Source organism: Bacillus sp. JHAA, from assembly GCF_036961585.1.
GTDB lineage: Bacteria > Bacillota > Bacilli > Bacillales > Bacillaceae > Bacillus > Bacillus velezensis.
The window spans coordinates 73,853-92,082 of record NZ_JBAMDE010000010.1 but is presented as its reverse complement, the minus strand read 5'-3'; the positions used below and the strand labels follow the sequence as shown (position 1 = coordinate 92,082).

At 44.5% G+C, this 18,230-nt stretch carries 14 protein-coding genes and 3 pseudogenes; 9 read left to right on the top strand and 8 right to left on the bottom strand.

From position 1 onward, the window contains the following. Positions 1-297 precede the first annotated feature (297 nt). The 5 genes and pseudogenes from V7728_RS19090 to V7728_RS19070 all read left to right on the top strand — a co-directional run. Positions 298-840 (top strand): annotated as a pseudogene (locus tag V7728_RS19090) (DNA/RNA non-specific endonuclease); the annotation flags it as partial. A 4-nt stretch (positions 841-844) separates the two neighbouring features. Further along, a complete protein-coding gene (locus V7728_RS19085) occupies positions 845-1,318 on the top strand; it encodes an antitoxin YezG family protein (protein WP_082999069.1) in 474 nt (157 codons plus the stop codon). Positions 1,319-1,351: 33 nt separating this feature from the next. Further along, positions 1,352-1,808 (top strand): annotated as a pseudogene (locus V7728_RS19080) (immunity protein YezG family protein). Positions 1,809-1,851: 43 nt separating this feature from the next. Beyond that, entirely contained in the window at positions 1,852-2,322 is a 471-nt protein-coding gene (locus V7728_RS19075; RefSeq protein WP_082999068.1) for an antitoxin YezG family protein, read from the top strand. Positions 2,323-2,405: 83 nt separating this feature from the next. Further along, a pseudogene (locus V7728_RS19070) lies at positions 2,406-2,608 on the top strand (TIGR01741 family protein); the annotation flags it as partial. A gap of 117 nt (positions 2,609-2,725) precedes the next feature. Here the strand turns inward: V7728_RS19070 and V7728_RS19065 are convergent. Beyond that, positions 2,726-3,601, bottom strand: a complete 876-nt coding sequence (locus tag V7728_RS19065; RefSeq protein WP_099566474.1) for an ABC transporter permease — start codon at positions 3,599-3,601, stop codon at positions 2,726-2,728. Further along, positions 3,602-4,555 carry an ABC transporter ATP-binding protein gene (locus tag V7728_RS19060; RefSeq protein ID WP_003155721.1) on the bottom strand — a complete coding sequence of 318 codons (954 nt, stop codon included), beginning with the start codon at positions 4,553-4,555 and terminating at the stop codon, positions 3,602-3,604. 344 nt (positions 4,556-4,899) lie between these two features. Between V7728_RS19060 and V7728_RS19055 the strand changes: the two genes are divergently transcribed. Further along, positions 4,900-5,367 (top strand): hypothetical protein, encoded by a 468-nt coding sequence (locus V7728_RS19055; RefSeq protein WP_042634937.1) that lies wholly within the window; start codon positions 4,900-4,902, stop codon positions 5,365-5,367. A 158-nt stretch (positions 5,368-5,525) separates the two neighbouring features. On the opposite strand, the gene rlmD is transcribed toward V7728_RS19055, so the two are convergent. From rlmD to V7728_RS19040, 3 genes are all read right to left on the bottom strand, one after another. After that, on the bottom strand, positions 5,526-6,911 hold the full coding sequence (gene rlmD, locus V7728_RS19050; protein ID WP_099566473.1) for a 23S rRNA (uracil(1939)-C(5))-methyltransferase RlmD: 1,386 nt from the start codon (positions 6,909-6,911) through the stop codon (positions 5,526-5,528). A gap of 147 nt (positions 6,912-7,058) precedes the next feature. Then, positions 7,059-7,970: a diacylglycerol kinase gene (locus tag V7728_RS19045; protein WP_015239327.1), complete on the bottom strand. Its 912-nt coding sequence runs from the start codon at positions 7,968-7,970 to the stop codon at positions 7,059-7,061. Positions 7,971-8,122: 152 nt separating this feature from the next. Beyond that, on the bottom strand, positions 8,123-11,266 hold the full coding sequence (locus V7728_RS19040) for an efflux RND transporter permease subunit (protein ID WP_043021030.1): 3,144 nt from the start codon (positions 11,264-11,266) through the stop codon (positions 8,123-8,125). A gap of 128 nt (positions 11,267-11,394) precedes the next feature. On the opposite strand from V7728_RS19040, the gene V7728_RS19035 reads away from it, so the two are divergent. Then, complete coding sequence (locus V7728_RS19035; RefSeq protein WP_099566472.1) at positions 11,395-12,243, top strand: TetR/AcrR family transcriptional regulator; 849 nt, start codon at positions 11,395-11,397, stop codon at positions 12,241-12,243. A gap of 64 nt (positions 12,244-12,307) precedes the next feature. Here the strand turns inward: V7728_RS19035 and gatB are convergent, their stop codons facing one another. From gatB to gatC, 3 genes are read right to left on the bottom strand one after another with little or no spacing between them, the layout of a single operon-like run. Next, positions 12,308-13,738, bottom strand: a complete 1,431-nt coding sequence (gatB, locus tag V7728_RS19030) for an Asp-tRNA(Asn)/Glu-tRNA(Gln) amidotransferase subunit GatB (protein WP_003155730.1) — start codon at positions 13,736-13,738, stop codon at positions 12,308-12,310. A 13-nt stretch (positions 13,739-13,751) separates the two neighbouring features. Beyond that, the gene (gene gatA / locus V7728_RS19025; RefSeq protein WP_007408915.1) at positions 13,752-15,209 is read right to left on the bottom strand and encodes an Asp-tRNA(Asn)/Glu-tRNA(Gln) amidotransferase subunit GatA; all 1,458 of its coding nucleotides are present in this window, start codon (positions 15,207-15,209) and stop codon (positions 13,752-13,754) included. Between the two features lie 14 nt (positions 15,210-15,223). Further along, positions 15,224-15,514 (bottom strand): Asp-tRNA(Asn)/Glu-tRNA(Gln) amidotransferase subunit GatC, encoded by a 291-nt coding sequence (gene gatC, locus V7728_RS19020; RefSeq protein ID WP_003155732.1) that lies wholly within the window; start codon positions 15,512-15,514, stop codon positions 15,224-15,226. Between the two features lie 421 nt (positions 15,515-15,935). Between gatC and putP the strand changes: the two genes are divergently transcribed. Continuing rightward, positions 15,936-17,414 (top strand): sodium/proline symporter PutP, encoded by a 1,479-nt coding sequence (gene putP / locus V7728_RS19015; protein WP_007408914.1) that lies wholly within the window; start codon positions 15,936-15,938, stop codon positions 17,412-17,414. A 120-nt stretch (positions 17,415-17,534) separates the two neighbouring features. After that, the gene (locus V7728_RS19010) at positions 17,535-18,227 is read left to right on the top strand and encodes an MgtC/SapB family protein (protein WP_099566471.1); all 693 of its coding nucleotides are present in this window, start codon (positions 17,535-17,537) and stop codon (positions 18,225-18,227) included. The last annotated feature ends 3 nt before the right edge of the window (positions 18,228-18,230 follow it).

The following is an 18,230-nucleotide window of genomic DNA, read 5'->3' as shown; positions in this document are numbered from 1 at the left end:
TACTCTTGTCCCCATAGAAAAAACACCTCCAAGTCTAATTTCGGATAACAATCATCCGTATTCAAACTTGAAGGTGTTTTTATTTGTCTCATCTTATGGGGTCAGTCCCCTAGAAGAAGGCTCTCTTTTTTTCAGAGGCCTTTTTTGTTTGCATGTAAAACCTAAAAAACTATAAATATCCATAGATAAACAAAAGGAGGGGCGTTCTCTCACAGACAAAGTACTAACTATAACTGGAGGTTATTCTCCACTATCGCCCACTCCATGCGTGGTACTGCCAAAGGAGTACCTTACACACCGAAACCGTACGGAACTTCCTCTAAGGGAAGAAGAAGACCGGGCTTCGCCAGTAGAGTCAAATACGTTGAGCATTTTGCGAAATGGACCAGAAAGAAAGTATTGAAGCCGAATGTCATCTACAAAACAAAAGAAGGCTACACGTACACTACTGACAACTATGGTAGAATTACAAGTGTCAAAGCAGACTTGCAGCTGGGAGAAGCAAAACGCAACCAATATGCGCAGTCAAAAGCAGGTAAACCAGACCGTCTGACAGATGACGACGGAGGCCACCTAATCGCTACTCAATTCAAGGGCTCAGGCCAGTTCGACAACATCGTGCCGATGAATTCTCAGATTAATAGGAGCGGCGGGAAATGGTACAAAATGGAGCAAGTGTGGTCAAAGGCATTAAACGGAAAACCTCCTAAGCAAGTAAAAGTTAATATAGAACCCGTTTATCAGGGAGATTCACTAAGACCTGTATTATTTAATGTTGAATATAAGATAGGTAATCGTAGAGCGAGACAAGTTACTATAGAAAATAAACCAGGGGGTTAATCTAATGGAAACAAAAAAGATGGAAGTTCTATATCAAAAGATAGCAGAACAAATTAATGATATGATCCCTTCCGAATGGAACAAAGTTGTTCTTTATGCAGAAATATTAGACGGCTCTAGAGAAGTGTATTTTTTCTTTCAAACACCAGAAAACGATGAATATATATACTCTCACGACATTCCAGAACAATTTCAAGTTAGTAAAAAAATTTATACAGAACTATTATTAGATCTTCAAGAGTTATTTAAACAGTTACACAATGAATTTAAAGAAAATAATCCTGAAGCATGGACAAATTTGACACTGAATCTTGAAAACGATGGAACGTTCTCAATTGATTATGATTATGAAGATGTTATTGAATCTGATTTGGACGAATACGAAAGGCAAATGATTTGGGAGTTCAATAACTTGGGGATTTTCCCTGAAGACGAAGAGGACAAAGAATTTGTTAAGGATTATCTAAATATTAAATAATGCCATCAACAATTCAAAGGTAGAGGATCATCAATGGATGAACTATATCAAAAGATTGCTGAACATCTAAATGAAATGATTCCATCTCAATTGGGAAAAGATCGTTTTATATGCTGAAATACTTGATGACTCAGCGGATATATACTTTTATTTTACAACACCAAATAACAGTGATTATTTATTTTCTCATAATATACCTGAACATTTTGATGTGAGCGAAGAGATTTACGATCAACTGCTGATTGAACTTCAAGAGCTATTTGAAGAACTAAAAGAAGAATTTAAACTAGGCAATCAAGATATTTGGACAAATCTCACTTTAAAATTAGAAAACACCGGAAAGTTTTCAATTGATTATAATTATGATGATGTTTTATCCTCTGAACTTGATGACCTTCAAAGACGAGATGTTTGGAAATATCAAAATCTCGGCATACTGCCAGCTGATGAGGAAGATAGAAAATTCATAGAAGAGTATCTAAACATATAATAAGCTTTCAAGCGGCTAAAAAATTAAAAAGGATTCTGATATTGTGGAAACTGAAAAGATGGGAATACTATATCAAAAAATCGCTGAGCAAATAAATGAAATTATCCCCTCTGAGTGGGAGAAGGTTGCTCTTTATGCCGAAATTTTAGATGATTCTTCAGAAGTTTACTTCTTCTTTACTACTCCACAAAATCAGGAATATATATATTCACATGATATTCCAGAACACTTTAACGTTGATGAAGATATATATGACGAACTTCTATATGAATTGCATGATTACTTTGAAGAGTTACGGGATGAATTTAAAACAAACAACGAGGACTTATGGACAAACCTCACTTTACATCTCGAACGAAGCGGTAAATTCTCAATTGACTACGATTACACCGATGTCATCGCCTCAGACCTAAACGGAACACAACGGCAAGTGGTATGGGAATATCAAAACTTGGGGATTTTGCCTGAAGATGAGGACGATAAAGAATTTGTAATAAGCTACTTCGGTCTATAAATCAATAATGGCCCAGCGCTTCTCTGCTGGGCTATTTTTTATAACTAGGATTTCTCGACGATTGAAGGTGAAAAGGTTGGAAAATGCAAGATCTGTACCAGCTTATTAGTAAGAAATTAAATGACATCATACCTTGTGAATGGACAAAAATATATCTTTATGCAGAAGTGACTCTACCATGGTCCTCTTTCACTTCACGACACCAGAAAAACATCAACTTATTTATTCACAAGATATATCTGCCCGATACAGTGTAAATAAAGATATCTTCAACACAAGAGAAATCTGAGAACTCTTTGAGGAATTAAGAATTGAGCCCACAAAAAGAATAATGATAAACAAAACAGACAGCATCCAGTAAACGGATGCTGCCTGTTACATCGTTATGTATCGTCTGAAGAGGTCATTTATTTTGTTTTTTAAATATGAAAATAGATATGACGGTAAATATGATGGCTGTAATGACAATGATCCACAAGCTTGCAGCCGTACTGATAAAATGGCCGTTTAACTTGTAGACGATCCCGTAATGCTTTTCATATTCCTGTATTTGGGTTGCGGAAGCATGTTTAAATACCTTATCAACTGAGTCTGTCATAAACGCTTTTCTGAACAGAACGGCGGTGTGGCTGATAGGGAAGTACATAATAATCTTCTGCACAAACACCGGTACGCCGCCGATCGGCACATATACTCCGCATAAAAAACCGATGGCTGTTCCGACAATCGTACTTAACGTCGAAAATGCATTTTGTGTATGAATAAACAGCGTTAAAAATAAATTTATGGAACTTGACAGTGCAACTGAAAGAATAATGATCCCCAATACTTCAAGTATATCTGTTCCGCTTAAAAGTTTGCTGCCTGTTGAAACGAGAAAAATTTCACAGCCTAAAAAGGCGATGAAAGAAAAGATCAAGCCGATGACAAATGAATGAATGACATAGCTCAATTGGATGGTCGCCCTTGATAAAGGAGCTGTTAAAAAGTCATACGTTCTCTTGCTTTCTTTATCTTTCACCATAATTCCGAAAGCGCCTAAAGTCGTTGTCACAGCTGTAATGGACAGCAATCCCGCCACCATCCATTCGTTCACCATTGCTTTGGAATCATCTGTCGAACCGACCAAGGCCTTAATGGCGTCCAGCTGTGTCTGCTGTAAGAACACGGCATATAACAGAATGACGATAAATACTGACAGCAAAGAAAGAAGCAAAAGCGTTCGATCACGGAAGTATATTTTTATATTTCTGCTGATTAAACTGGATAAAGACTTCATTTATGCAATGCTCCCCTTTACTGGCAAACTGCTTCCTTGTTCTTCGATAATATGGATAAACACATCATCCATATTCCCTTTAATCACCTCGAAAGATTCGATTTTTCCTTCAAGACCTTTCAAAATGTCAAACGCTTGGAGAGTGGACTCTACACGAAGGGAATAAATAGAGTTTTTAACCGTAAAATCCAGTTGTTTATTTTCAAACCATGCAGTCGGATCAACGCCTTGCTTAAACATCATATGCAGACTGTCAAACGCATATTGATCTTTCAGCTGACTCGGTGTACCCTCTGCGATCAGACGTCCTTCTTTGATGACCACAACGTTATCAGCCACAGCGGCCTCCTCCATGTAATGGGTCGTTAAAAAGATCGTCATGTTTGTTTCTTCCTGCAGCCTTTTAATCGCATTCCAAACAAAAACTCTCGTTTGCGGATCAAGACCTGTAGTAGGCTCATCTAAAAATAATATAGTCGGTTTATGGATGATGGCACGGGCAATATCCGCTCTTCTCCTTTGTCCGCCTGACAAATCGCTGTATTTTTTCTCCTTAATATCATCCAATTTTAAATAGTCTGTTACAAACTGATAGTTCTCTTGCACTTGTGCCTTGCTTAAATGATAATATTGTCCGCGGTTCATGATATTTTCATAAACGGTCAATCGTTCATCCAAAATGCTCTCTTGGAAAACGACTCCGATCTTTTTGCGGATATGATTATTCTCTTTCCCCTCACCAAGCGTATAACCGTCTATTACCACTTTTCCGGATGTCTTTTTAATCAGCGTACAGAGAATATCGATAGTGGTCGATTTCCCTGCACCGTTCGTTCCCAGAAATGCAAACAGCTCGCCGCGTTTGACAGAAAAGGATACCCCTTTCACTGCTTCAAATGATCCATATTTTTTACGAAGATCCGTTACTGTAATAATGTCTTGTTCTTCTCCCATTCTGTTCACCTCGAAAAGTAAGATTCTATACCGTTGTTCACTAACTTTATATCGTCATTCCCGCCAGGATTTTCCTCATTTTTATCCAACTTTATTATCTTTTTATAAATAATTATAACGATATAATTTATTATTTTCGCGTTTTGTTATTGGGTTTAGGCTCGGTGGATTTTCTATACATAGGGATTACTTATTGATTTTGCATGAAACTTATACATGCTGTAATCAATAAACCCTTTATCATAAAAAGGGTTTTTATTGGTTAAGAACCTCTAATACTATTTAAAATTCTTGTTTGTAACCGAAATACATATTATCTTAGAATATTCAGAAAGGAGAACGTAATGGAAACATGCCCTTATTGTGCAACTTCAATTCAAAAGGATAATCAGTATTACTGTAGTTTTTGCTTAATGTACATACATAATGTTCAGAGAGATGGCAAACGGGAAATCATAGAATATCGTGAGCATACTTCTGAATTAGATTTGGATAAGTCTACACCAGAACTAATGACTCTGCCAACAATTGAATTATTTCATTTACTGCGGCTCTCAAGAAAAATACGCAAACAGAAGTATGATCAGCTATATAAATCTCGACTTGAATCAGAAAAGGGAAATGAATCAGAAAGTGTTCAAATCGCAACGGATAGTTACCAATATTACACAAAGAAAATGTATATCATAGAGAATATACTAAATAAACGTCTGGGTTACATTCCAGACAGGATAGATAATGTATTTCTTAAGAGTTATTTAGAAAAAGTAATGATTAGTAAGGAGAAAAAACAAGATATGAAAGTGTATTAAAAAAGCTGCCCCTCTAGAGTGAATATTACATAAAGAGATGTATAGAAAGCTATATTATAGGTGTTAACCAAACATCTTCTGGTACTCCTCTCATGTCACGAGTTCGTCCTGAATGCAAAAAAAAATGCGGATTAAAAAAAGGCAACCATCCCTAAGGGTTAGTTGCCTTCTCTTAATTCCAGCACAGCCACACACTCCACATGATTCGTATGCGGGAACATATCCACAGGCTGCACTTCGAGCGTCTGATACCCGCCATCCTCAAGCACCCGCAAATCTCTTGCAAGCGTTCCTGGATTGCAGGATACGTACACCACTCGCTTCGGTTTCATGTCGATGATTGTGCGCAGGAGGGCTTCGTCGCAGCCTTTTCTTGGCGGGTCGACGACGAGGGTGTCGGCCGTGATGCCTTCTTCATACCATTTCGGAATGACGGTTTCCGCTTCTCCGACTGCGAATTCTGCGTTTGTGATGCCGTTCAGCTCAGCGTTGCGTTTTGCATCCTCGATGGCTTCCGGCACGATTTCGACGCCGTATACTTTCTTCGCCTGCTTCGCCAGAAATAGAGAAATCGTTCCGATGCCGCAGTAGGCGTCGATGACGGTTTCTTCCCCTTGCAGCTCCGCGTACTCAAGCGCTTTGTCGTAGAGCACTTTTGTCTGTTCCGGGTTGACCTGATAGAACGATCTGGCGGAGATGGCGAATTTGACGTCTCCGATGAGGTCGTAGATGTATTCTTCGCCCCAGATGACGTTTGTTTCGTTCCCAAAGATCACGTTTGTTTTATTTGGGTTGATGTTCTGCACGATGGATTTGACGTGCGGGAATTGCGTTGTGATGTCTTCGATGATTTTCGCTTTTTGCGGAAAATCGCTTGTTCTTGTGATGAAGACAATCATCATTTCGCCCGTGACGACGCCGTATCTGACCATGATATGGCGGAGCCAGCCTTTGTGGCGTTCTTCGTTGTAGGCTTTAACGCCGTATGAGGAGCAAATGTCTTTGACGGCTTGGACGGCTTCGTCGTTTTTGGATTGCTGGATCAGGCAGGCGCTCATATCGATGATGTCATGGCTTCTTTGCTGATAGAATCCGGCGACGAGTCCGCCTTCCCGTTCTCCTACCGGCACCTGCGCTTTGTTTCTGTAGTTCCACGGGTCTTCCATGCCGAGCGTCGGATGCACGATGACTTTTGAAAGGTTCAGCTTGCCGATCCGTTCTAAGACGTCTTTGACTTGTTTCTGTTTAAACAAGAGCTGGCCTTCATAGGTCATGTGCTGAAGCTGGCAGCCTCCGCATTGCTTGTAGATCGGACACGGGGCATCCGTTCTGTGCGGGCTTTCTTCTTTCAGTTCAATCAAGCGGCCGAAAGCGAAGCCTTTTTTGACGCGTGTCACTTTGATTTGCGCTTTTTCCTCAGGCAGGGCGTTCGGCACGAAAATCGGGAAGCCCTGAACCTTTGCGACGCCCGCTCCTTCGTGCGTCAAATCCTCAAATGTCACATCATAGTATTCATTTTTTTCTATCGGGGGTTTCATTTTCATCTATAATCACCTCTAGTTTTACCAATAGCCTTGTTTCAGCGTGCTGGAAAACCTTCAAATTCAATGTCAGCCTTCAAAGGTTTCCGATCACGCTGAAAAGATGACAAAATCCTAAAACGAATACTGTTTTAGGATTTTGTCCGCGTATTAATCATCCAGCTGTTCCGCTTTCTCCTTCGGCATGATGACGTGAATATGCCGGTACAGGTTCACGAATTCGCCCGGCAGCATGCCGCCGTATTCGCCGTCCAGGTTCAGCTGCATCTTTTCTGATACATTGACTTTCACACGGTTCGCTTTTGTGTAAATAATGTGCTGATCGTTAATATGATCGCCTCTGAGCGCCATGCTCGCGACTCTGATAAACTCCGCGAGATTGGCTTTTTTCAAAATAATCAAATCAAACATGCCGTCATTCAGGCTGGAATCAGGGGCCAGCTTCTCGAATCCGCCGACCGAGTTGGTCAGCGTCACTAAAAACAGCATAATTTCGCCTTGAAACAGCTTGCCGTCATATTCAATCTCGACTTCTGTCGGTCGAAGTGAAGGCAGCATTTCCATTCCCTTTAAATAATAAGCAAGCTGGCCGAGCATCGTTTTCAGTTTGCTTGGCACATCATACGTCAGCTCCGTCAGACGGCCTCCGCCGGCGATGTTGATAAAATACTGACCGTTCACCTGTCCGATGTCGATCGGGCGGGCTACGCCGTTAATGACGGTATCAGCGGCATTCAGTATATTCTCTCTCGGAATGCCCAGCGCTCTGGCGAAGTCATTTGTCGTGCCGACCGGAATGATGCCGAGTGTCGGGCGTTTGTCTAACGGTGCAAGGCCGTTGACGACTTCATTAATCGTTCCGTCTCCGCCGGCTGCGATAATCAGGTCAAACTCCCGCAAAGCGGCTTCTTTTGCGGCGTTGGTGGCATCCCCCGCGCATGTGGTGGCATGGGTGGAGGTTTCATAACCGGCTTGTTCAAATTTTTGCAGGACCTGGGCAAGATTTTTCTTAAAAAGCTCCCGTCCTGAAGTCGGATTGTATATTATGCGTGCACGTTTCATTATCTCATCATCCTACTTAAGAGTATCCGATCCATTATTAACACTAACAACCTTTAATTATACTATGACTTGAGAAAATCGCAACAATATGTACAGGAATTGCCAGAAGAAAAAAGGCCCCGGCTCCGTTTAAGGAGCCAAGGCCCGCTGTCTTACTCTTCTTCCGTTCCAGGTTTTTTCTTACGGAATTTCGCTAATACTTCATATACGATCGGCACAATCAGCAGGGTAAGCAGAGTCGAACTGATTAAACCGCCGATAACAGTGACACCGAGTCCTTTAGAAATGACCTGGCTGCCGCCTTCGAAGCCCAATGCCAATGGAAGCAGGGCGCCGATTGTCGCGATCGCCGTCATCAGAATCGGACGCAATCTCGTAGAGCCGGCTTCCAGGAGCGCTTCTCTCGTCGATAAGCCTTCCGCTTCTTTATGGATGACGCGGTCAATTAAGACAATCGCGTTTGTGACGACGATTCCGATCAGCATCAGCATACCGATCATGGCATTCAGACTGATCGTCTCTCCGGATACATACAGGCCGGCTAATGCGCCGATGACTGTAAACGGAAGCGAGAACAGAATCGCAAACGGCGCTAATGCTCCGCCGAACGTGATCACAAGAACGAGGTATACGATGGCGATTGCGGCAAGCATCGCTAAGCCGAGTTTCGTAAAGGAATCAGCAATATCCGCTGATACACCGCCGGTATCAATCGATACATTGTCCGGGTGATCCAGTTTGTCAACTTTCTTTTGAACGGCTGATGACACCTTCGTGACGTTGTCAGAAGTGACGGTTGCCGTTACGTCAGCGTACACTTTGCCGTCGCGTTTGGAAATGGTATCGGATGTCGTGCCGTTTTTCACTTTCGCCACATCGCCGATTTTTACTTCTTGGCCTGCAGGCGATGTGATGGTTTTATCCTCTAATTCTTTTACACTCTTATACTGGTCTTTTTCTGTTTTGATGTTCACATCAAGCTCTTTGCCGTCCTTTTTCACCGTTGTCAAAGGAGACTGTGACGTTTGGGACATCAGGGCTTGGGAGATTTGCGAAGCCGTCAGGCCCTGCTTGCTGAGTTTCTCCTGGTCAGCGACGAACGTGTACTCATCATATGTGCTGGAAAGGCCTGAGTTGACGTCTTTCAGATCCTTCTGCTTTTTCATGATGCCTTCGATGTCTTTGACCGTGCCTTTAATATCAGACTCTGAATCTCCGTACACATAGTACGTTAATTCGTTGTTGTTGCCTGACGAGCTGAAATTTTGTGATTTCCATTCGCCGCGGCTGGATGTTTTTTTGATTTCTTTTAAGACATTGTCTTTTTCTTTGTCAAAATCAGGCGTGTCATCCTCGTATTTCACGTAGAACAATGCGCCGTTTGAGCTTCCGCCGAGCGGACTTTGCGAGCCTAATGAATACTGAACGGTATCGACATGTTTGCGTTTAAGCAGCATGTCTTCCGCTTTTTGCGCAGCTTTTTCAGCTTCGCTTTTCGTTTCGCCCGGTTCAGGCGTATATGTGAGCTGCATCGTTTTGTCCGCTTGCGCAGGCAGGTAGCTCGCGCCGATCAGAGGTACGAGGAACAAACTGCCGACAAGCATCAGAACCGCGATGATAGATGTAATCCATTTATGTCTTAATGACCAATGCAGCACTTTTTTATAGAAATTGGCCAATCTGCCCGGCTTATGCTCTTTCGCTTTAACAGGCGCGCCTGTGAGCGATTTTTTGAATAAGCTGTGCGCAAGCATCGGCACCAGTGTGATCGAAATCAACAGCGATGCGGCAAGCGCGAAGACGATTGTTAATGCAAACGGCATAAACAGTTCGCCGATCTGTCCGCCGACCATGGCAAGCGGCAGGAATACGGCAATGGTTACGATCGTTGATGACATGATCGGTTTAAACATTTCTTTCGTCGCTTCACGCACCAATTGCTTCCCGCGTAAAGGTTCATCTTTCAGCCTCATGCGGCGGTAAATGTTTTCGATCACGACTATCGAGTCGTCGACTACCCGTCCGATGGCGACCGTCATCGCACCGAGCGTCATTATGTTCAATGTGACATCAAGCTGATTCAGCACAAGAAGCGCAATCAGCAGTGACAGCGGGATGGAAACGATAGAAATCATCGTTGATTTAATATCTCTTAAGAATAAGAGAATGATCACGACCGCAAAAATCGCGCCGAAAATCGCTTTGCTTAACATCGTATCCACCGACTCTGTAATCGGCTCTGCCATATCAAGAGTCGAGCTGTACTTGAACCCTTTATGGTCTTTTTTGTATTGATTCAGTTCATCTTTAATCGCATCGGCCACTTCTACCGTGTTGGCGTCATTGGCTTTTACGATATTAATTCCGATGCTGTCCTTTCCGTTCGTGCGGGAAATGGATTCAGCTTTTTTCACATCTTTAATGTCGGCAATGTCAGAAAGCTTGACTGTCGGCACCCCTGCTGACGCGCTTTGCTGTGCCTGCTGCATAGCCTGAGCGTCCGCCGCAGATGCCGCACCGGCTCCGCCCGCTTGACCTTGAGCGGCAGAAGAAGATGTGACCGGAATTCTCATATCTTTCAGATCTTTAATTGACGTAATATCTCCGTTAACGACAACTGATTTTTCTTTGTTGCCGAATGTGTACAATCCAAGCGGCGTATTGACGTCAGAGCCTTGGATCACTTTCTTGACGGTATCTTCATCAAGTCCGTACTCTTTCATTTTTTTGTCTTTGAAAGAGAATTCCACCTGCTCTTCCTGCTGTCCGGAAACTTGCACGGACGCAACGCCCTGAATGCCTTCAAGCTTAGGAACGAGAGTGTTTTCCACATTTTTGGTCAGGTCTTCAAGCGAGCTTTTACCGCTTGTCACACTGAGCGTCAAAATCGGGAAAGAGTTGAGGCTGTAACGGGAAATGTCAGGTTTTTTCGCGTCGTCAGGAAGGCTGACACTGTCCAGCGCTTCAGCGACTTCGGTTTTCGCCTTGTCCATATCCTTGCTGTAATCATATTCAATCATAACCGATGAGACGTTTTCAGAGGATGTGGACGTTACGACGCTCACTCCTTCTAAATTCTGGACCGCCTGCTCGATCGGTTTTGTCACGTCATCCGCAACTTGACTCGGAGCAGCTCCGGGATAAGTCGTATTTACTGAAAGGTAAGGCATGTTGACGTCCGGTATGGATTCCTGCTTCATATTCATACCGGCATACAGCCCTGCTACAGTAACGATAATCGTCATCAGCCAAACTGCGAATTTGTTCTTCAGTACAAAGTTAATAATGTGGTTCATCATGTCCTCCGTTAATTTTTATTGACTGACTGGTCATTCTATATAATACTAAACGGTATAACTCAACATCGTCAACTAATAAGGCAGTAAATTTTTCTAAATTTTTCAGGATTAAGGGGAAGCACGTCATGAACGAAAAAAAAGAGAAAATCATAAAAACAGGCATCCATTTATTTGCCAAAAAAGGGTTTTCTTCAACAACCATTCAGGAAATCGCCGGTGAATGCGGAATTTCAAAAGGGGCCTTCTATCTCCATTTCAAATCAAAAGAAGACCTTTTGCTCTCAGCATGTGAGTATTACATCGGCATGTCTATGGAAGAAATAAAGAAAATCAAAACAGAACATCAGCATAAACCGCCTAAGGACGTATTCCGAAAACAAATCGCATATCAATTCCAGGAATTTATGGAACACAAGGACTTTATCATTCTCTTGCTGAGCGAAAAGGTCATTCCTGAAAATCAAAAGGTCAAACAGTATTTTCATGAGGCCAATATTCAATTTAACATGCTGTATCGGGATGCGTTGCTCTCCGTTTACGGAGATGCCGTCACACCGTTTTTAGCGGATGCGTCCGTTATGGCGCAAGGAATTGTGAGCTCCTATATTCATTTCTTGATTTTTAATGAACATACGGCATTCCGGACGGAAAACGTGGCGGCCTTTCTGATTGCCAGAATCGATGATCTGATTACGGGACTGATAAGAGACAATCCCGATCCGCTGCTGCCTGAGGATATCTTCACTCAGCCCGCGGCGGACAGAGAAAGACTGCTTGCGGATATTCAGAAGATAAAAGCACAGCAGGGGCTGCCTGAGGACGTCCTCGTATCGCTTGAAGTCATTGAAGAGGAATGCGCAAAGGAAGAGCCGCGAAAACCAATTATTAAAGGAATGCTGTCCAACTTGGCAGGCAGCGGAACTGAACAGATTGAAACGCTGCGGGCTTCCATTGAAACCTATTTCATCTTATAAAAAAAAGAGACCGGCGCTTACCGGTCTCCGTGTCAGCAGCGCCCTTAGAGGCGGCTGCTTTTTTTTATCGTTTTTTGATTTCTTCAAGTAAGATTTTGTTGACCATCGGCGGGTTGGCCTGTCCTTTGGAGGCTTTCATAATCTGCCCGACAAGGAAGCCGATCGCGCGGTCTTTTCCGTTTTTGAAGTCTTCAATTGACTGCGGGTTGCTGTCAAGCGCATCTGTTACCAGCTTCAGAAGCACGCTTTCGTCAGAAATCTGCACGAGGCCTTTTTCTTTGACGATTTTTTCTGCGTCGCCGCCTTTTTCAATTAATTCTTTAAAGACTTTCTTCGCGATTTTGGACGAGATGGTTCCTTTTTCAATCAGCTTAATCATGCCGGCAAGGCCTTCAGGAGTCAGTGCGACATCCTCAAGCTCTTTTTGTTCGGCGTTCAGGTAAGCTGAGACTTCACCCATCAGCCAGTTTGATGCCTGCTTGGCTTCTGCGCCTTTATTGACCGTTTCTTCGAAGAAATCAGCCATTTCTTTCGTCAGCGTCAGAACCATTGCGTCATAAGCAGGCAGGCCGAGCTCTTCGATATAACGCTTGCGGCGCTCGTCCGGAAGCTCAGGAATGGTTGCTCTTACGCGTTCTTTCCATTCGTCATCAATGTAGAGCTCTACAAGGTCAGGCTCAGGGAAATAGCGATAGTCGTCCGAACCTTCTTTGACACGCATCAAAATGGTTTTTTTCGTCGCTTCATCGTAACGGCGCGTCTCCTGCTGAATGACTCCGCCTGACAGAAGCACCTGCTCTTGGCGTTTTTCTTCATGCTCAAGTCCTTTTTGCACGAACGCGAAGGAGTTCAGGTTTTTCAGCTCCGTTTTTGTGCCGAATTTCTCCTGGCCGATCGGACGGAGGGAAATGTTGGCGTCACAGCGCAGTGAACCTTCTTCCATTTTACAGTCGGAAACACCTGTGTATTGGATAATTGATTTCAGCTTTTCGAGATATGCGTAAGCTTCCTCCGGTGTGCGGATATCCGGCTCAGATACAATCTCGACAAGCGGCGTGCCCTGGCGGTTGAAGTCAACGAGGGAATAGCCGTCGCCCGTATGCGTCAGTTTTCCCGCATCTTCTTCAAGATGAAGACGGGTAATGCCGATTTTTTTCGTTTTTCCGCCGACTTCGATTTCGATCCATCCGTTTTCGCCGATCGGCTTGTCAAATTGAGAAATTTGATATGCCTTCGGGTTGTCGGGATAGAAATAGTTTTTCCGGTCAAACTTCGTATCCGTTGCGATTTCGCAGTTCAAAGCCATTGCGGCTTTCATCGCGAATTCGACCGCTTCTTTGTTCAAAACGGGCAGCACGCCGGGATAGCCAAGGTCGATGACGCTCGTTTGGGTATTCGCTTCCGCGCCGAATGGCGTCGGTGAGCTTGAGAAAATTTTAGATTTTGTTTTTAATTCCACATGGACTTCAAGTCCGATTACCGTTTCAAAGTTCACTTCATTTCACCCCTTACAGTTCAGGTTTCGCTTTATGATGATCTGTTGCCTGCTCAAAAGCATGAGCGACGCGGTATACAGTGCCTTCATCGAAGTGTTTTCCGATGATTTGCAGTCCGAGCGGCAGTCCGTCCGCAAATCCGCACGGCACGCTGATTCCCGGCACACCCGCGAGGTTGACAGGGATCGTTAAAATATCGTTGGCGTACATTGTGAGCGGATCGCTGGTTTTTTCGCCGATTTTGAATGCCGGTGTCGGCGTTGTCGGTCCGACGATGACATCGTATTTCTCAAATACGTCTTCAAAATCTTTCTTAATAAGCGTGCGCACTTTTTGCGCTTTTTTGTAATACGCGTCATAGTAGCCGGAGCTGAGCGCGAAGGTGCCGAGCATGATGCGGCGCTTCACTTCATTGCCGAATCCTTCAGAGCGTGTTTGTTTATAAAGGTCGATCAGGTTGTCCGCATTGTCTGAGCGGTAGCCGTAGCGGATGCCGTCAAAGCGCGCAAGGTTTGCAGACGCTTCGGAAGAAGACAGCAGATAATACGTCGCAAGCGCGTATTTGCTGTGCGGCAGAGATACTTCTTCCCATGTCGCTCCGAGGTCTTCAAGCACTTTTAAAGCGGCTAAAACCGATTCTTTCGCTTCTTTGCCGACGCCTTCTCCGAGATATTCTTTCGGTACGGCGATTTTTAAGCCTTTAATATCGCCAGTTAATGAAGAAAGAAAGTCCGGCACTTCGACATTGGCGCTCGTAGAGTCCATTTTGTCCGGGCCTGAAATCGCCTGAAGCAGGAATGCGTTATCTTCTACGGTTCTTGTGATCGGCCCGATCTGGTCCAGTGAAGACGCAAAAGCGACCAAACCGTAACGCGACACGCGTCCGTATGTAGGCTTTAATCCGACGACGCCGCAGAAAGAAGCCGGCTGGCGGATGGAGCCGCCCGTATCAGATCCGAGTGAAAACGGCACTTCGCCCGCGGCAACCGCAGCTGCGGAACCGCCGCTTGATCCGCCGGGAACCGTATCGAGATTCCAAGGGTTTTTCGTCGCTTTGTACGCGGAGTTTTCAGTAGAAGAACCCATCGCGAACTCGTCCATATTCAGCTTTCCGATCGTTACGGCTTCAGCGGCTTGAAGGCGCTCCACAACCGTCGCATCGTAAATCGGATCGAAGTTTTCGAGGATTTTGCTTGAGCATGTTGTGCGAAGCCCTTTGGTCACGATGTTGTCTTTGACGCCGATCGGCATTCCGAAGAGAAGACCGTGTTCAGACCGTCCGTCAACCGCTTCGTCAAGTTCTTTCGCGTAAGCGCGGGCTCTTTCTTCATCAAGCTGTAAAAACGCCTGCACCTTATCATCCACGGATGCGATCCGTTTGTAAGATTCATCAACAAGATCGGAAATCTTGATTTCTTTTTTATGTATCATTTGTTTCAGTTCTGTGATTTTGTGATCAAATAATGACATACTGTCTCCCTCCTTTAATCCAGAATAGATGGCACACGGACATAGCCGTCTTTATGATCGGGAGCATTTTTCATGACATCCTCGACCGGAAGGCCTTTACCCGCTTCATCTTCTCTCATTACGTTTTTCATTTTCAGCACGTGTGTTGTCGGTTCCACGTTATCCGTGTCCACTTCATTAAGCTCCTCGGCAAACGAGATGATGCTGTCAAGCTGTTCTGTGAACATTTCAGCTTCTTCATCCGTAATGGCGAGTCTCGCCAAATGAGCGACATGCTTTACTTCTTCTATAGAAATTCGTGACATAAGATCCACCTCCGCATAATTCTCCGTTTCGTCATATAATACTGATCATATCAAAAACGAGCCCTCTAAAGCAACAAAACGCCGCCTTCTGAGGCATGATGAAACCCTCTCTATTTTATCCTAAATCGGGGAGAAAGAGAAACGAATTATATGTCAGAAAATTTTTACTTTTATATTCTATTGGTAGCGTTTTCATCTCTAAGCTGTTCTATGTTGGCGGGGATTTTTTCCTTGAGCGGGCCAGGTTTCGAGAGTTGATTGATCGGGGATACTTTGTTAGGTTTAGTAACCATAGCCAGCACTAAATCATGCGATCCGCATGGAATGACGACTAAAGGCTGGATCGCCGGCGCATATTCCGGCACTACTAATCTACAGAGGTGATGCAACATTTACATGAAAGAAGAGAGGGTCCAAAAACGTGAGTATTGAACTAATTATATCTCTTGGCATTTACTTTGCTGCCATGCTGTTAATCGGCTGGTACGCATTCAGGAAGACAACGAATATTAATGATTACATGCTGGGCGGAAGAGGACTCGGCCCGTTCGTAACGGCGCTGTCCGCAGGTGCGGCCGATATGAGCGCATGGATGCTGATGGGAGTTCCCGGCGCAATGTTCGCAACGGGGTTATCGACCTTATGGCTGGCGCTCGGTTTGACGATCGGCGCGTATTCAAATTATCTGCTGCTTGCTCCGAGGCTGCGCGCTTACACGGAAGTTGCGGATGATGCGATTACGATTCCCGATTTTTTCGATAAACGGTTCCGCCACTCGTCATCATTGCTGAAAATTGTTTCCGCCGTGATTATTATGATCTTTTTCACACTGTACACATCGTCCGGGATGGTATCCGGAGGCAGGTTATTTGAATCGGCATTCGGCGCCGACTACAAATTCGGTTTGTTTTTAACGGCCGGTGTTGTTGTGCTTTACACGCTGTTTGGCGGTTTCCTCGCTGTCAGTCTGACTGACTTTGTACAGGGAGCGATCATGTTTGCGGCATTAGTGCTTGTGCCGATCGTTGCTTTTACCCAGCTCGGGAGCGTTTCAACGACGATTGATTCGATCAACGCCGTTAACCCGAAACTATTGGATATCTTTAAAGGCGCGAGCGTCATTAGCATTATTTCTTATTTGGCATGGGGACTCGGCTATTACGGCCAGCCTCATATCATCGTACGATTTATGGCGATTAAAGAAGTGAAAGATTTAAAACCCGCCCGCAGAATCGGGATGAGCTGGATGGTTATTTCAGTTGTCGGTTCATTGCTTACCGGGATTATCGGGGTTGCGTATTCTCATCACTTCGGGGTCTCCGTAAAAGATCCGGAAACGATTTTCATTATTTTTTCTAAAATCTTGTTCCATCCGCTGATTACGGGCTTCTTGCTGTCCGCGATTTTAGCGGCGATCATGAGTTCCATTTCCTCACAGCTTCTCGTAACGGCAAGCGCCATTACGGAAGATTTATACCGCGCCTTTTTCAGACGGGAAGCGAGCGATAAAGAATTGGTCATGACCGGACGCCTGTCGGTATTGATCGTGGCCGTTATCGCCATTTTGCTTTCCATGAATCCGAACAGCACCATTCTTGATCTGGTCGGATATGCGTGGGCAGGCTTCGGTTCGGCTATCGGCCCGGCGCTCTTGCTCAGTCTGTACTGGAAACGGATGAATGAATGGGGAGCGCTTGCGGCGATGATTACCGGGGCCGCGGCCGTTTTAATCTGGATCACGACAGGGCTTGCCGCTTCAACCGGCGTATACGAAATCATTCCGGGGTTCTTCCTCAGTCTGATTGCCGGTATTGCCGTCAGCCTGCTGACCAAAAAACCGGCCGATGCTTCTTATCAGCTGTTCAGCCGGATGGAAGCTCTTTTGAAAAACAAGAAATAGACAAAAAGCCGTCAGATTTTATCCCTGACGGCTTTTTTCTTCCGCACTTGTCCTGCTATAAATACTGTGAGAAAATCATATCAATTTATTATAAGAAAAATTGCGGAGGTGCTGTGCAAATTGAGCTGGCCTATCGAACCAGAGATTTTATTAAAGCTGGGCATTGCCACGCTGATCGGCATGATCATCGGTCTTGAACGCGAGCTGAAAAACAAACCGCTCGGACTGAAAACCTGTATCGTCATCGCCGTCAGCTCCTGTATGCTGACGATCGTCAGCATTAATGCGGCATATCATTTCCCAAAATATTACCGAATCATGATGGATCCGCTCCGCCTTCCCGCCCAAATCATTTCCGGCGTCGGTTTTATCGGCGCGGGCGTGATCCTGCGTAAAAGCAATGACGTCATATCCGGCCTGACGACATCGGCCATCATCTGGGGCGCAGCCGGGCTCGGTCTGGCTACAGGCGCCGGCTTTTATAAAGAGGCGTTCGCAAGCCTCTTGTTTATCCTGATCAGCGTCGAATTTCTTCCGTGGCTGATCAGAAAAATCGGTCCCAACCGCTTGAAGGAAAAAGATATCCGCGTGAGAATGTCTCTTTCCGATAAAGACAAAATGACCAAGATTTTAAAGGAAATGAAAAGCAAACAGCTCCGCATTCACTCCGTCCGGATTGATGATCTGGGCGAAAAAGAATTTCCGATTATGGAAGTGAAAGTCAGTGTTCATAAAAACCGCTACACCACTGACGTCTATTATGATATTAAAGAAATTCAGGGTGTCGTCGGAGTGAAGTGTGATACGTTATAAAAA

Bases quoted from the DNA above. Each gene is read 5' to 3' on its own strand.
- V7728_RS19085 (WP_082999069.1), top strand. From the start codon at position 845: ATGGAAACAAAAAAGATGGAAGTTCTATATCAAAAGATAGCAGAACAA.
- V7728_RS19065 (WP_099566474.1), bottom strand. From the start codon at position 3,601: ATGAAGTCTTTATCCAGTTTAATCAGCAGAAATATAAAAATATACTTC.
- V7728_RS19060 (WP_003155721.1), bottom strand. From the start codon at position 4,555: ATGGGAGAAGAACAAGACATTATTACAGTAACGGATCTTCGTAAAAAA.
- V7728_RS19055 (WP_042634937.1), top strand. From the start codon at position 4,900: ATGGAAACATGCCCTTATTGTGCAACTTCAATTCAAAAGGATAATCAG.
- rlmD (WP_099566473.1), bottom strand. From the start codon at position 6,911: ATGAAAATGAAACCCCCGATAGAAAAAAATGAATACTATGATGTGACA.
- V7728_RS19045 (WP_015239327.1), bottom strand. From the start codon at position 7,970: ATGAAACGTGCACGCATAATATACAATCCGACTTCAGGACGGGAGCTT.
- V7728_RS19040 (WP_043021030.1), bottom strand. From the start codon at position 11,266: ATGAACCACATTATTAACTTTGTACTGAAGAACAAATTCGCAGTTTGG.
- V7728_RS19035 (WP_099566472.1), top strand. From the start codon at position 11,395: ATGAACGAAAAAAAAGAGAAAATCATAAAAACAGGCATCCATTTATTT.
- gatA (WP_007408915.1), bottom strand. From the start codon at position 15,209: ATGTCATTATTTGATCACAAAATCACAGAACTGAAACAAATGATACAT.
- gatC (WP_003155732.1), bottom strand. From the start codon at position 15,514: ATGTCACGAATTTCTATAGAAGAAGTAAAGCATGTCGCTCATTTGGCG.